Source organism: Patescibacteria group bacterium, assembly GCA_035549555.1.
In the GTDB taxonomy this organism is placed as follows: Bacteria; Patescibacteriota; Microgenomatia; order UBA8517; family UBA8517; genus Co84-156.
In genome coordinates this window covers 662,378-676,768 of the sequence record DASZQR010000010.1, presented here as the reverse complement: position 1 = coordinate 676,768, position 14,391 = coordinate 662,378, and the positions used below count along the sequence as shown (strand labels likewise).

The 14,391-nt window shown below is 34.6% G+C and carries 15 protein-coding genes; 12 read left to right on the top strand and 3 right to left on the bottom strand.

Annotated features, from left to right (window positions below):
• From VG895_04550 to VG895_04535, 4 genes are read left to right on the top strand one after another with little or no spacing between them, the layout of a single operon-like run.
• A complete protein-coding gene (locus VG895_04550) occupies positions 1-741 on the top strand; it encodes a hypothetical protein (GenBank protein ID HWA52299.1) in 741 nt (246 codons plus the stop codon).
• Positions 738-2,492, top strand: a complete 1,755-nt coding sequence (locus VG895_04545) for an ATP-binding protein (protein ID HWA52298.1) — start codon at positions 738-740, stop codon at positions 2,490-2,492. Before VG895_04550 ends, VG895_04545 begins: the two co-directional genes overlap by 4 nt.
• Positions 2,493-2,498: 6 nt before the next feature.
• On the top strand, positions 2,499-5,528 hold the full coding sequence (locus VG895_04540) for a hypothetical protein (GenBank protein HWA52297.1): 3,030 nt from the start codon (positions 2,499-2,501) through the stop codon (positions 5,526-5,528).
• A 3-nt stretch (positions 5,529-5,531) separates the two neighbouring features.
• Positions 5,532-6,146, top strand: coding sequence for an Ig-like domain-containing protein (locus VG895_04535; protein HWA52296.1), 615 nt, complete (start codon positions 5,532-5,534; stop codon positions 6,144-6,146).
• A 4-nt stretch (positions 6,147-6,150) separates the two neighbouring features.
• Here VG895_04535 and dnaN read toward each other — a convergent pair whose 3' ends face one another.
• Positions 6,151-7,281, bottom strand: coding sequence for a DNA polymerase III subunit beta (dnaN, locus tag VG895_04530; GenBank protein ID HWA52295.1), 1,131 nt, complete (start codon positions 7,279-7,281; stop codon positions 6,151-6,153).
• 204 nt (positions 7,282-7,485) lie between these two features.
• Positions 7,486-8,865: a chromosomal replication initiator protein DnaA gene (gene dnaA / locus VG895_04525; GenBank protein ID HWA52294.1), complete on the bottom strand. Its 1,380-nt coding sequence runs from the start codon at positions 8,863-8,865 to the stop codon at positions 7,486-7,488.
• Between the two features lie 90 nt (positions 8,866-8,955).
• Here dnaA and rpmH point away from each other — a divergent pair, with 90 nt between their 5' ends.
• From rpmH to VG895_04485, 8 genes are all read left to right on the top strand, one after another.
• Complete coding sequence (gene rpmH / locus VG895_04520; GenBank protein ID HWA52293.1) at positions 8,956-9,096, top strand: 50S ribosomal protein L34; 141 nt, start codon at positions 8,956-8,958, stop codon at positions 9,094-9,096.
• A gap of 3 nt (positions 9,097-9,099) precedes the next feature.
• Positions 9,100-9,405 (top strand): ribonuclease P protein component, encoded by a 306-nt coding sequence (rnpA, locus tag VG895_04515; GenBank protein HWA52292.1) that lies wholly within the window; start codon positions 9,100-9,102, stop codon positions 9,403-9,405.
• A complete protein-coding gene (gene yidD / locus VG895_04510; protein ID HWA52291.1) occupies positions 9,386-9,589 on the top strand; it encodes a membrane protein insertion efficiency factor YidD in 204 nt (67 codons plus the stop codon). Before rnpA ends, yidD begins: the two co-directional genes overlap by 20 nt.
• A gap of 5 nt (positions 9,590-9,594) precedes the next feature.
• Positions 9,595-10,443 carry a YidC/Oxa1 family membrane protein insertase gene (locus tag VG895_04505; protein ID HWA52290.1) on the top strand — a complete coding sequence of 283 codons (849 nt, stop codon included), beginning with the start codon at positions 9,595-9,597 and terminating at the stop codon, positions 10,441-10,443.
• Entirely contained in the window at positions 10,406-10,879 is a 474-nt protein-coding gene (locus VG895_04500) for a R3H domain-containing nucleic acid-binding protein (GenBank protein HWA52289.1), read from the top strand. The genes VG895_04505 and VG895_04500 overlap by 38 nt, the downstream gene beginning before the upstream one ends.
• 1 nt (position 10,880) lies before the next feature.
• Entirely contained in the window at positions 10,881-11,324 is a 444-nt protein-coding gene (locus VG895_04495) for a ribonuclease HI family protein (GenBank protein ID HWA52288.1), read from the top strand.
• A gap of 99 nt (positions 11,325-11,423) precedes the next feature.
• Positions 11,424-13,325, top strand: a complete 1,902-nt coding sequence (locus VG895_04490; GenBank protein ID HWA52287.1) for a DUF4012 domain-containing protein — start codon at positions 11,424-11,426, stop codon at positions 13,323-13,325.
• The gene (locus VG895_04485; protein HWA52286.1) at positions 13,297-13,971 is read left to right on the top strand and encodes a 50S ribosomal protein L25; all 675 of its coding nucleotides are present in this window, start codon (positions 13,297-13,299) and stop codon (positions 13,969-13,971) included. Before VG895_04490 ends, VG895_04485 begins: the two co-directional genes overlap by 29 nt.
• Here VG895_04485 and VG895_04480 read toward each other — a convergent pair.
• Complete coding sequence (locus VG895_04480; GenBank protein HWA52285.1) at positions 13,960-14,334, bottom strand: hypothetical protein; 375 nt, start codon at positions 14,332-14,334, stop codon at positions 13,960-13,962. The genes VG895_04485 and VG895_04480 overlap by 12 nt on opposite strands.
• Positions 14,335-14,391: the final 57 nt, after the last annotated feature.

Genomic DNA, 14,391 nt, shown 5'->3' with positions numbered 1-14,391 from the left:
ATGCAAAACAACAATCAACAAAATCAGTCTCAACCAATACAAAAAACTCCCAACAAAACAGTTGATAATGCAAAAAACATGATTGGAAAGATTCCTTTTTTGAATCTTCCTGATTTACCGCTTATTTCTACAACACAGGATGAACTTCCAATTGCTGATATAACTGACGATTTAGTTTTATTTAAAGATGGAGGAGCAGCTTTGGTCATGGAAACTACTTCACTTAACTTTGGATTGTTATCTGAAAAAGAACAACAAGCCGTAGTTTATTCATATGCTGCACTTCTTAATTCACTTTCTTTTTCAATACAAATACTTGTTAGATCTCAGCGAAAAGATATAAGCAATTATTTAACTTATTTAGCTGAAGCTGCTAACAAGATTTCCAATCCTAAACTACAGGTTGTTATGAACTCTTATAGGACTTTTATTGCTGAGATTGTTAAAAAGAAAAATGTTTTAGGAAAGCGATTTTTTATCGTTGTACCATTTTCTCCACTGGAACTTGGAGCTAAACAATCTTTTTCGACAGTCACAAAACGAGGGCCACTTCCCTTTCCTAAAAGTTATATTTTGAAAAAAGCACAAGTGGCGCTTTATCCAAAACGAGATCATTTAACAAGACAGGCTGGAAGACTTTCTATAAAATTAACACAATTAAATACAAACCAATTAATAGAATTATTTTATGAATTTTATAATCCGACGCCGCCAGCAATTACTGATAAAGGAATCAAATGAAAAACTCTAAACCACAGATTTCGAATCCATTAATTGAATATGCAAAAGGTGAAATGAGCGTTCAAGATATTATTGCTCCAAAAGAATTTGAGATTGATTTTGATTATGTAAAAATTGGAGACACTTATCTTCGAACTCTTTTTGTGGGAGGGTATCCGAGATTTGTAACTCCAGGATGGCTTGAACCTGTTATTAATTTTAATCATTCAATGGATATTTCTTTTTATATTTATCCAGTTGAAGGCAAAGATGTACTTGATGATTTGAAAAGAAAAATTACAGAAATGGAAGCTGAAATATCAACTGATATACAGCGCGGGAAAATAGTTAATCCATCAACTGAGGCAAAACTAGAAGATGCGCGAGCGCTTCAGGAGCAGCTTGTGAAAGGAGCTGAAAGATTTTTTGAGTTTTCATTTTATATAACTATTCCTGCTGCAACCTTGGAAGAACTTAACCATGTAACAAAACAAGTAGAATCAACGCTTGGATCACTTTTGATTGTAGGCAAAAAAGCTTCTCTTGATATGGAGAGAGGGTTTTTGTCTACAGGACCGATTGGATTTGACAGACTTTCAATAACGAGAAACATGGATACAACTTCTCTTGCCACAACATTTCCTTTTACATCTGCAGAATTGTCTTCTGATACAGGAATTCTTTATGGAATAAATCCTCAAAATGAATCATTTATTATTTTTGATCGCTTTAGTTTGGAAAATTATAATATGACAATCTTTGCTACTTCTGGAGCTGGAAAATCTTTCTTTGTGAAACTTGAAAGTGTACGATCTTTAATGCTTGGAAGCGAAATAATCATTATTGACCCTGAGGCGGAATATAAACCTTTAACTGATGCAGTGGGCGGAGAATATATTTCTTTTTCTTTTAATAGTCCTGCTAAAATTAATCCTTTTGATTTGTCGCAGATTTATGAAGAGGGAGAAAACCAACTTGGACTTAAAATACTTTCGCTGCATTCACTTTTCAGAGTTATTATGGGAGAACTAAATGCAACACAGGATGCCATGCTTGACCGCGCTCTTGTAATGACATACCGCTCTAAAGGGATTACACAAGACCCTGGGACACAAACTAAAGAGCCGCCGCTTATTGAGGATCTTTATAAAACATTGATTGGAATGGAAGTACCTGAAGCACTTGACCTTGCTGCACGAATTGAAAAATATGTAAAAGGATCATTTGTTGGAATTTTTGATCAACAAACAAATATTGATATTACAAACCCTTTTACTGTATTTTCTATTCAAGACCTTCAGGAAGTACTTCGACCGATTGCAATGTTTATAATATTAGACTTTATATGGACAAAAGTGAAAAAAGATAAAAAGAAACGCTTATTAATTGTTGATGAAGCCTGGATTATGATGAGATATCCAGATACGGCACAGTTTTTATGGAGCGTTGTGAAGCGGGCACGTAAATATTTTTTGGGGCTTACTACAATAACTCAAGATGTGGAAGATTTTTTGGGACAAGATATTGGAAAAGCTATTGTTACAAATTCATCGCTTCGTGTTTTATTGAAACAATCCCCTGCTGCAATTGATAAAGTTGGAGATTTGTTTTATCTTTCACAAGGAGAAAGGCAACTTCTCATGGCAGCAAACGTTGGCGAAGGAATATTTTTTGCAGGACCACACCATGCACCAATTCGCGTGGTTGCATCACCTGAAGAATATAAACTTATAACTACAAAGCCGAGCGAAGTAATAGACAAGAAGGTATAATATGGTATGGTTCCGCTTGAACTTATTAATTCAGAGAATTTAGGACTTGCTTTAGAATCTTTTTCATACTTTACACAACATCCTCAAGAAATATCTTATGGGAAGATAAAAAAAGATGAACTTATTGATTTTATCTTAGATGTAACCAATCAAGAAGATATTAATAAAGCAATTTCTGTATTAAATAAGCTTTATAGAGAAAAACTTGCTGAAGAAAATAAACCTGTAGCTCCTCCCCCGCAACCAAGCGTAACAGTTCCACTTAATTCAAAAGATTTGGTTGCAGCTCTTGATAAATATATTGCTGACAAAAAAGAACAAGCGAGACTTTACGATGAGTTTGTTGGCAGCTTTGAAAGACAAGAGGAAGCAAAAGCTTACCAAATGAAGCTTGAAGATGAAGCACAAATCAGACAAATGATCCGTCAAGATGATCAAAGGTTTATTCAGGAAACTGTAAAGCGAACTGCAAAACAACAAAAAATAACTAATGAACAAGCAAAAGAGTTAGTTCAACAAAGAATTAATAATTTAAATAAGACAACTCCTCAATTTAAAACAAGAGTTGCAGAAGAACTGCGAAAAAGTATTGCAGTAAAAAATGAAGTGCTTCCTGCAGAGACAGAAGAAAGAATCACACAAGCTGTAAATGATTACACTGATCGCGGAATTGTTCCTGATTTAAGAAAAATAAAAGCTTTTGAAGATCAACCTAAATCAAAAGAAGAAGTAAGAGAGGAAATAATTCAGGCTGTTACTAGTTCTGCAAGCGAAAAATTAACAGCAGAAGCTCAAGAAAAAGTAGATAAATTAGTTGATGAAGTTATTAAGGAGGGAAGAAAAATTGATAACGATGAGGTAGTCGCAAGAGTAAGGCTTGCTGAGCCAATTATTGTAGCGCCAGAACAAAAAACTGTGCCTGTTGTTTTAAATAAAGAAGAAGTAAGAATTTTAGATAACGATCTTCAAGAATTACAAACTAGCAGAGAACAATTTATTGAAGATAAGGCAACTAAAATTGCGAGTAACTTAAGAAATTCAGGGCTGGTAAAAAATTTGACTCCCAAACAAGTTAATCAGATTTCAACAGAAATTTCTCGCGACAATGCAGAAAAATTAGAACCTTTAGCAAAGCAGGTTGAAGGAAAAACAATAGAAGACAGACAAGTATTGCTTTCACAAATACAAAAACCAGCTAACCCAGTTGCCATATTAGGACCTGCAACCGACCCTAAATCGTCTATCTATCAAAATATTCCAGATGCACAAATTATAGCTGCGAAAATGGAGAAATTAAGAATAAGAGCTGCTACTGAAGAAGATTTTATTGAAAATGGATTGTCAGCAGAATATGACAAAAACATAATAACTGCTTTGAGAGGAGATCCTCTTGAAAAATTTCAAGAAGTTGAAGAAGAAGAAAATAAAAAAGGTTATGAGTTTGATTTTAATAAAGCATATGATTTATATCAAAAGTTTTTTAGGAACCAAGAAACTATTATTACTTCTGCTGAAACTGCAATACAACTAGCGCAGCCTGAAATTATTCCTTTTATTTTTGATGCAAGTATTGGATCTTATGCAGGATTTACAATTGCATCGTCAATTGTAGCTGAAGCAAGTAGTAATGCAATAGCAACACAAGTTTTTAATCCCCGACTTCTGCAAATCTCAAACGCAATGCTTCCATCAACTAGTTTTGCATTACCTGGTGCAACAGGAGTAACGATAAGCGAAGGAGTTGTAGGACAACTTGCTGGGTACATATCACTTGGAGGGGCGCAAGGGGTACCTGTTTTTATTATTACAGGAGGACAGGCTGGAGCAACACTTCTTGCTGAAGGAGCAACAACTTTTTATTTGGGAGCTCCTCAAGCAGTTGCAGCTCTCGCTGAAAGTGGTGTAGCAGAGCTTGGAACGGGAATTTTTGCTGAAGGATTAACAACTGCAGCAAGCCTTGGAGCAGAAGGTGGAGTAGTTGCTGCTACGGCAGTTGGCGGAACAGAACTAGCAGTTGCAGGAACTGGAGCTGCAGCCGCTACCGCAACCACTGCAGCTGGGGCTGCTACAGCTGCCACCGGAGCATTAGGCGCACTTGCCGGATTTATTGCAACACCTCTTGGAGCTTTAATTACAGGATTTTTGGTTAGTAAAATTCTACCTTTAATTAAGAAATATATTGTTCCTATTTTTGCCGGAATTGGTGCATTAGTTGGAGGAGTTGTTTTTGGAGGATTCGGAGTTTTGGGAGGGGCAGTAGTTGGGGCAGGACTTGCAGGAGGATTAACAGCTGGAACAATAGAAGGAGCTGTAGCGACAGTTACTGGAGGAATTGCAGCACTTGGAACAGCGTTTGCGACGGCAATTATTGGGCCATTTATTGCTGCTTTAATTGGAATTCCAGTTATTGTTGCTTTAATTTTATTTATTATAAATAGCGGAGCCTATGTGGTACCTCAAGGGACTGGTTTTTCGCTAGGAACAGGCGGAGGAGTTAATATTAGTGAGCCATGCGATACTGCTTCTATTCCAGGAAATCCAGCTGCTGCTGCAGTTTGTATAGTTGATGCCCTGATTCAATCTAATTTAAATCCTCTAAATTCGACTATGTTTACATCCACAAATTGGAGCGGTTTTGTAAGTTCATTACCAGCTCCTGTAGTAAAACCAATTCACGATGTTACTGCAAATAATTTTAATCTTCAATGTACAGCTCTGGTTGCAGCAAGCGCCGCTTATGCTTATAGTCAAAACTTTTTACTTAATCACCCAAAAGCTTGCGGTTATCTTTATACACCACCAAGCGGTTATACAGCAATACACGGAACCGCAGGAATTGCTGCAGGAGATTTTTTTATAATTGATGGAACTCCAAATTGCAGTTCTGGAACAGCAGGGCATATTGGCGTGGTAGAATCAGTTGACGGAGCATTAATTAGCTGTGCTGATGCTAATTATATTGGACCTGGAGCGGTGAGAGTTGCTCATGGATGTTTTGCGTTATCACAAATTACTGGATATTTAAGAAAACAATAGAATATGAGTAGAAAATGGAAAATAATAATTGCTGGAGTTGTAATTTTTATAGTTATTATAATTATTTCTTTTCTGACTTCAACTCAAAAAAACCAAATTCAAGGACCGCTTACTATAACAAGCTCAGTACCTTCCAACCAAGCAAGTAATGTTAATGTTTTTGATCCAATTACAATAACTTTTAATCAAAATATAAATCCTGCTTTGATTGGTGTTACATCAACTCCAAACGAAAACTGGAGTATTTCTCAAAATTCACCAGCCACAATTACAATTAACCATACACTTTATCTTCAAGAAAACACATCATATCAACTCTCAATTAATCAAAGCGGAGTCTCTATTGGAATATTAAATTTTAAAACAGCTCAAGACCAAAACGATCCGCGGCAATTACAACAATTACAGTCAGATCTTAATAAAGATTATCCCCTTGCATCACTTACACCTTACGAAACTGCTGATTTTAAAGTAGTTTACAGTGCACCACTTACACTGGAAATAGATCTTAAAAGTGCTATTAGTTCACAAGATGCAATTTCGCAAGTAAAAACATGGGTAAGCACAAACGGAGTTGACCCTTCAACACATACTTACAGGGTAGTTCCTAGTAAATAAATTATTAGCTTTGGACTCTAACTGGCATAATTAAATGAAGAAAGTTTTCGTTTTTACTGTCTACAAAAATTACAGGAGAAACTGCATCTGTTAATTTCATTTCAACACTATCCCCTTCTGCATTATTCAGGAAATCTTCTACAAATTTATAATTAAACAAGACTTCAAGCGACGGGCCTTTTATCTCTGCTTCAATACTCCCTTTTTCATTGCCAGCCTTTCCTTCGCTTGTTACTGTGAGAGACCCTTCGACTCCATCAGAATTTCGCTCAGGATGACCTATGGTCATTTTGATTAAATTGCCAACGTCTTTAGCAAAAATACTTGCTAGCTTTACACTTTTAATAAGATCATTTTTATCAACACTTACAAGAGTAGTTGATGAAACGGGAATAATTTTTCCAAAATCAGGAAAGTTACCATCAATTAAACGGGTCGTAAAAAAGACATCGTTTATTTTTATAACAAGCTGATTTTCTGTTTCTTTAGATTCAATTAAAATCTCTTTGGCATTGTTTCCTATTTTTAAAAGCTCAAGAAGAGAGTTTTTGGGAATTATAACCGGCTTTAGGGATATTTCCTTGGATAAATTGACTGTGGTTTTTGATAAACGGAAGCCATCTGATGCTACTAGAGTTAATTTCGAACTTTCAAATATAAATAACACACCAGTTAGAACTGGGCGAGCAACATCCGCTCCAACTGCAAAAAGAATTTTAGTTAAGGCAGCTTTTAATTCATCAAAAACTAAAGTAAAACTTTTTTTATCATCTATTTCATTTGGGATTTTAGGAAAATCGTTTGAAGGTGTTACTGGTAAATTAATTTCTGAATTTTGGGAAACTATTTCCATTTTTTCATTTTGTGCAATTAAATCTATTTGGCCTTTATTTAAATTAGAAATGATTTCCTCAAAATATTTTGCCGGAATTGTAATATTTCCTTCCTCTTCGACTTTAGCGCCAATCGAAGTTGAAATTGACATTTCAAGATTGGTTGCTGAGATTTTTAGTTTTGTTTTATCTGTTTCTAATAAGAAATTACTAAGAATTGGGAGAGTTGTACGTGACGCTATAAATCGTATTGCTGTTTGTAAGTTATTATTCAGATCTTCCTGAAGTACTTGGACTTTCATTTAATCCACATAATAGCAATTTATAAGTTTTAGTCAATAAAGTGTTAGTTTATATAATTAAATAGTAGAAGCAGTAGTAGTAATGTGGGTATGTGGATAATAGCTTTGAGGTGAATTTCGGGTGAGGTGTGGATAGTTTTGTGGATAACGCAGTTTTCATGGTGGATAAGTGGATAATTGTTGGCGTTTGTCCACAGGACAACCTCAAAGGATCTGTTTTATCCCCATGATATCCTCACGAGTTTTGGCATCGCTTGAAGCTAGAGAAGTTACTTTTTCCACAGCGTGCATGACAGTGCTATGATCGCGGCCGCCAATTGTTTGGCCGATTTCATCAAAAGGCAAACCTAATTCAATCCTGAGAAGATACATTAATATTTGCCTTGGACGCGCGACTGATTGAGAACGGACATGACTTAATAAAGCTTTCTTGCTTACAGAAAAATGAGTTGAGACTGCATCAAAAACTTTTTCTGGGCTTACTTTTTCTTTTGGAGTTAAATTTTCTATACCATCCCCTCCTTTACTTAATAATGATTTTACGAGATTTTCGTCGATGGGAATATTTTTTATCTTACTTTCTGAAAAGAGGCGAGTCAGAAAACCTTGAATTTGTCTTGCCCCTTCGATATTGCCTGCAATAATACTTACAAGTTCTATTGGTAGTTCAATTCCCTTTTCTTTTCCTTTAATTTGAATGATGGCACATTTTAATTCGAAGTCAGCTTTTCCTATATCAACAGTTAAGCCCGCTTCAAATCTGCTTTTTAATCTGTCTTCGAGATTTTTAATTTTTGAAGGTTCTGTATCTGAAGTTAATATAATTTGCCCACCAGAACCGACTACAGCATTAAAGGTGTGGAAGAACTCTTCCTGGACACCTTCTTTGCCGCTTATAAACTGAATATCGTCAACAAACAAGCCTTGAAGCTTTCTGTATTTATCTCTTACTGCTTGCGTTGTTTTATTTCTAATTCCCTGCACTACTTCATTTGTGAATTCTTCTGCAGAACACAATAATACTTTTGCATTTGGATTTGATTTAATCATTTTAAATCCAACTGCTTGCATTAAATGGGTTTTGCCTACTCCAACTCCTCCCCAAATAAAAAGCGGGTTGTATGCAATACCAGGAGTTGCTGCAATGCTTTGGGCTGCGGCGTAGGCCATTTGATTGCTTCCTGAGACAGCGAAGTTTTCGAAAGTGAAACCTAAACGAATATTACTTGAAACTAGTTTTTGAGTTAGATCTTCATCTTTGTCATCTTCGGCAAAAAGAGGCGCGATTGGAATTTCTTTTTTTGGAGCGACTGAGGCGACTGCTCCAACTGTGAATTCTAAATCGACTGGTGCATCAACTGCTTTCATTAGAGAGTCTTGAAGAAGGCCGAAATATCTTTCCTGAATTGTTTGCTTAACAAAATAAGAATTACAAACTATTGTTGCAAGATAACGAGTGTCATTTACTTTTTTTAAACTGCCTAATTCAGTTTGAGAGATCCAAGTTGAAAAGATTGCAGCGGAGACTGAAACTTTTACAGATTCTAAAACATCATGCCAGATTTGAACTTTATCCTGCTTCATACTTGTCCACTTCTTTTAACGAGTTATCCACAAATGGTCAAGGGGGAAATTATATTAGCAAAAAGAGAAATATTTTGATATAATTTTCGTATGGCAACGAAGAGAACATATCAACCAAGCAAAATTCACAGGAAACGCGTTCATGGATTTAGGGCTCGCAATAAAACTAAAAGCGGACGCCAAGTAATTAAGCGCAGAACTTCTATTGGGCGCAAAAGAATTACTATTTAATTAATGAACAAAAAGGACTTTGATGTTGTCCGATCGCAAGGAAATTTTCGTACATTCCCCTACTTTACAATTAATTTTTTGAATAGACTCGACGAGGAAGAAGCAAGAATTGGAGTAATTGTTAGTAAAAAAATATCTACAAAAGCAGTAACCCGTAATAAAATAAGAAGACAGATAAAAGAAGCGGTTCGTATTAATAAACTGATGGAGAAATCGTATGACTATGTAATTATTGTCAAGCCCAGCATAACTAGACTTAATTATGGTAGAATAGAGGCTGAGTTGAAAAATGCTTTTAGATTTTTATAAAAAATATATATCCCCTATTTTTGTGGTTTATTTTGGACATGCATGCCGATTTACACCAACTTGCAGCGAATATGCTGCACAGGCAATACAGAAATATGGAATAGTTAAAGGAGGGTTTATGAGTGCTTGGAGAATTTTGAGGTGTAATCCCCTTTCTAAAGCTGGTTATGATCCGGTAATTTAAAATATATGAATATTTTTACTACATACTTAATACAACCTTTGGCAAACGGGCTTGTTATCTTCTATCGCTTACTTGGAAATAACATGGGACTTGCTATTATTGGCTTTTCTATTGCACTTGCACTTCTTATTAGACCCTTTACTAAAAAATCATTGGAGTCGATGAAAAAAATGCGCGAAATACAACCTCAACTGGATAAGTTAAAAAAGAAATATAAAAACGATAGAATGAAATTAACCCAAGCTCAAAGCGAGCTCTATAAACAATATGGAGTCAACCCTGGACTTGGAGGATGTTTGCCTATTATTCTGCAGCTGGTTGTGTTTTATGGACTTGTTGAAGTTTTTATTCAATACCTTTCAAATGCAAGCGTTACAAAATTTAATACGATTCTCTACTCACCTCTTAAATTTGACGCACACGAAATGATTAATACAAAATTTTTATATTTAGATTTAACTAAGCCTGATACATTTAATATTCATGGAATTCCTTTTGCAATTCCGGGACTTTTTCTAATTCTTGCCGGCGTTTCACAGATGATATCTGCAAAAATTGCCAGCCCTTATATTGAAAAAGAAGAACAAATTGCAAAAAAGACTAAAGGCGAAATGGATGATGCTATGGTTGCTATGCAATCTTCAATGATTTATACCCTACCTCTTATGACACTTTTGGTTGGAGGACGTTTTCCTTCTGGCGTTGCCATTTATTGGGTAACATTTTCGATTTATCAGGCGTTTCAACAATACAGAACAACTGGGCTTGGAGGCCTAAAATCTTGGATTAAAGCGCTTCGTGTGATACAATCGGGGAATGGAAACGCAAAAGGAAATACAAAATCTTCTAAGTGAGTTATTTAAACTTATTGGTATTGAGGTAAAAGCTGAAATCACAGAGGAAAAACAGGAAGAAGGAACTCTTTACAAAATAGAACTTGACCCAGGAGAGAGTACAGGACTTCTTATTGGTGCACACGGAATGACTTTGTCATCTATTCAATCATTTTTGACTATAGCTATGAAACAAAAAACAGGGGATTGGGTAAAGATATCTTTAGATGTTGCTCACTGGAGCGAAAAACAAAATGAAAGACTTGTTGAACTTGCAAAACAAACCGCAGAGCGCGCACGACAAACTGGAGAAGAAAAACTTTATAACTTGAATGCAAACAGTAGAAGAATTATTCATATGACTTTAGCTGAAGAAAAAGATATTGAGACAGTTTCTGAGGGAGAAGGAATTGACCGCTACTTAGTTGTAAGGCATAACACGAAGTTAAAGAAATAAAGTGGAGAACTCTTCAAGAATAGTTATTTTTTCAGATGGAGGGAGCAGGGGAAACCCAGGACCTGCTGCATGTGCATATATAATTCATATTGGTCAGGAAATTGTAAAAAAAGATTCTGAATATCTTGGAATAACTACTAATAATGTTGCTGAGTATAATGGTGTAGTACTTGCACTTGAAGCATTGATTAAAATGCCCCTCGACTTCGCTCGGGATTGCGAAATAGAATTTCGCTTAGATAGTGAACTAGTTGTCAAACAGCTAAAGGGGGAATACAAAATCAAGGATGTTAACATGATAACACTAGCAATGGAAGTTAAAAAAATAATTGCTGATAATAAATTAAAAATAACTTTTCTTCATGTTCCACGAAAAGAGAATTCGATTGCGGATAAAATGGTAAATGTGAAGTTGGACGAAATTTCACGTCGCGGAGCCAACTAGAACGGGAAAACTTAGACAGACGCGCGTGTATAATATTTCAAAACCACAAGCTGCTTGCGGATATAATTTTCAGGCTCTAATATGATATAAGAGCCCACCATGAAAGATGATTTACAACTCGCGTTAATTATTTCAGATTATAAAGATTTACAAGAAAAACTTTCTGAAAATCTTTCCCGCAAACACTTACACACCTCTTATAAGCAGAGCTTGTCACTTCGTGATGAAAACTTAAATAATATTGTTTATCTTTTTTTAATTGTTGGTTTTAGAGATGGTTCGACTTCGCTCACCATGACACGCTTACGTGCCATTTTTGAAGATGTCCAAAATTTGAAGCCAAAGTCGGTGCTTATTTTACCGTATGGAATTGAAAATGAATTGATAAATTTTGCAAAAGAGAACGCAAGAAACTTAAAAATTAAAATAATTTATTTAGGAGAAGCAGAAATTAACGATGCATTGATTGAAAAAATATTGCATAGTTTTTTTGGATATAACGGAGAAAACGAAACTGTAATTGGAGAAAATAGATTTAAATTAGTTGAGAAAATTGAGGAAATTAAAGAAAAATTAATTGAAGCACAACCCGATATCGTTATAAGAAAAATTTTGATTCCTGAGAATAAACCAATTAAAGTTCAAAGGAAAAGAAGAAAGCAAAATAAGATTAGATCTTTCGGAATATTAATAATAATTATTTTGTGGATTATAGCTACGCCATTTTTATCTTTGTTTATATCATCTTTCTTATTAAAGAACGGTGTTAATGAAATTAATAATAAGGACTTAAACGGAGCAAATATTTATTTTGAAACTTCGAAGGTGTTTGCAAATATTGCTGGTGTTGGTTTTACGTTTTCAAATAACGGAAAACAGATTGCTAGCGATATTTTGAAATATGACGAAATTGGAATACAAGCTTATAAAACAATTTTATTAGGACAGAGGATTTTTAATGAAGTAAACGGAAATAACGATTATGATTTAAAGACACAAGCAAACCAGTTTTATTTAAATATTGATAGTCTTTATAGCGAAACTGCATTTTTATCTGCCTCCAGTAATTCTAAAGATTTTTTACCTGATACAAACCTTACGAATATTAGTTTTTATTTACAGAGTTTGCGTAAACTTGCAAAAGATTTACCAAACATACTTGGTATAAACGGACAGAAAAATTATTTGGTTATTGTGCAAGATCCAAATAAATTGCGACCAACTGGAGGATATATAACTAATTTGATAGTTTATAGTTTTAATAATGGGAGACTAATAAACAAAAATGCAATTAATGTCGATGATGTTGATTCACAACTACGTGGATTTGTAACTCCACCTGATGCATTAAAAAATTATGCAGGACTTGCTTCCTGGAACCTTGCAAATTCAAATTGGGATCCTGATTTTTCGCAAGCGTCCGCAAAAGCAGAATGGTTTTTTAATAAAGAAACAAATCAAAATATTGATGGAGTGATAGGAATAACAACGGATATTAATAATATTAATTTTGATAATATTATTTCTCTTTTAGATAGCAAAAATGTACAAGTATTTATGAATAAAACGGACGATGAAACAACACTAGTAGAACTTAATTGGGACGGGGGAATTTTGGCAAATTCTTTTGGAATAATTGATGCTAATGTAGGAAACGCAGGAAATAACCAGATTAAAGAGAATGCGGTACTAAATATTAAAACAAATACTAATAGTAATAATTACAGTTTGGAGATTGATTATACAAACCTTTCAAAAGATTTAGTTTATAAAGATGATGTCAGAATAATTGAAGGAAATAATATACAAGAGAAATATTTTCAATTAAATCCTGGAAAGAATACAAAATTGAGTTTCAGCTGGAGTTTGCCTAAAAATAATAATTTAAATTTGAGGAAACAGCCTGGAGTTGATAACTTTCCTATCCAGGTTGTAATTAATAATACTACAAGGTATAATATATTCTTACAACATGACAAAAATATCTCTTTCGGCAACTAAGCGAAAAGAACTTGGCCGAAAAGCCAGAAACCTTCGAAAGTCGGGAAAAGTTCCAGCAAACATCTACGGAAAGGACGTAAAAAGCGTTTCTATCACAGTTGATGAGAAGGAATTTAGAGAAACATTTAAAAAAGCAGGAGAAACTGCGATTGTTTATTTGATGGTCGAAAAGGATGAAAGACCAGTTTTGGTTTCAAATATTCAAACACATCCTGCAACCGGAGATATTCTTCATATCGATTTTAAGCAAGTTAATTTGAAAGAAAAAGTTACTGCACAAATTCCAGTTGAAGTTACTGGTGAATCCCCAGTTGAAAAGAGCGGAGAGGGAACAGTAGTTCTTCTTTTGCAGGAACTTGAAGTTGAAGCACTTCCAACTGACCTTCCAGAGAAATTTGAAATCAAAGCTGAAGAGTTGACTCAAGTTGACCAAGTTGTAAAAGTTTCAGGTCTTAAAATTGATGGCACAAAAGTTGAAGTTAAAGAAGATCCTGAGGCAATGGTTGTTAAAGTAGAACCACCACAGAAAGAAGAGGTAATTGAAACACCAGTTGCAGAAACTCCAGCCGAAGGAGAAACTCCAGTAGCGGCCGAAGGTGAAGCGGCTCCTGCAGAGGAAACTAAACCAGAAGAATCAAAGGCTTAATGCTTTTATAACCTCAGGAATTTTAGTGGAATTTGGATCTAATTCGAGAGCTTTTTGAATGTAAAGATAGGCTTCTTTTTTGTTTGACATTTCAACATCAACTTTGGCAATTTGCAAATAACCATCAACATATGAAGGATTTTGGTGAATTAAATTTTCCCAATAGTTTTTTTCGTTTTGAAGTGGTGTAACATCAACTGATGCTCCAAGAACTTTTTGATCATTTAAAAAATTATTAATATTAAATCCTGCTACTAAAAGTAAAACAATAATTATTAGACAATAGCTATAGTGAATAAAATAGATTTTGTAATTTACTTTTTTGCTTTTTTTACTTTTAACTTTAGTTTTTTTGGCGGGCATTTGTATTTACCAATTTAGCGGGCATGAAAAATAAATGCAAGAGGGGATTAGTTGTAT

Coding starts and splice junctions, on each gene's coding strand:
- VG895_04550 (HWA52299.1), top strand. CDS start 1: ATGCAAAACAACAATCAACAAAATCAGTCTCAACCAATACAAAAAACT.
- VG895_04545 (HWA52298.1), top strand. CDS start 738: ATGAAAAACTCTAAACCACAGATTTCGAATCCATTAATTGAATATGCA.
- VG895_04540 (HWA52297.1), top strand. CDS start 2,499: ATGGTTCCGCTTGAACTTATTAATTCAGAGAATTTAGGACTTGCTTTA.
- VG895_04535 (HWA52296.1), top strand. CDS start 5,532: ATGAGTAGAAAATGGAAAATAATAATTGCTGGAGTTGTAATTTTTATA.
- dnaN (HWA52295.1), bottom strand. CDS start 7,281: ATGAAAGTCCAAGTACTTCAGGAAGATCTGAATAATAACTTACAAACA.
- dnaA (HWA52294.1), bottom strand. CDS start 8,865: ATGAAGCAGGATAAAGTTCAAATCTGGCATGATGTTTTAGAATCTGTA.
- rpmH (HWA52293.1), top strand. CDS start 8,956: ATGGCAACGAAGAGAACATATCAACCAAGCAAAATTCACAGGAAACGC.
- rnpA (HWA52292.1), top strand. CDS start 9,100: ATGAACAAAAAGGACTTTGATGTTGTCCGATCGCAAGGAAATTTTCGT.
- yidD (HWA52291.1), top strand. CDS start 9,386: ATGCTTTTAGATTTTTATAAAAAATATATATCCCCTATTTTTGTGGTT.
- VG895_04505 (HWA52290.1), top strand. CDS start 9,595: ATGAATATTTTTACTACATACTTAATACAACCTTTGGCAAACGGGCTT.
- VG895_04500 (HWA52289.1), top strand. CDS start 10,406: ATGGAAACGCAAAAGGAAATACAAAATCTTCTAAGTGAGTTATTTAAA.
- VG895_04490 (HWA52287.1), top strand. CDS start 11,424: ATGAAAGATGATTTACAACTCGCGTTAATTATTTCAGATTATAAAGAT.
- VG895_04485 (HWA52286.1), top strand. CDS start 13,297: ATGACAAAAATATCTCTTTCGGCAACTAAGCGAAAAGAACTTGGCCGA.
- VG895_04480 (HWA52285.1), bottom strand. CDS start 14,334: ATGCCCGCCAAAAAAACTAAAGTTAAAAGTAAAAAAAGCAAAAAAGTA.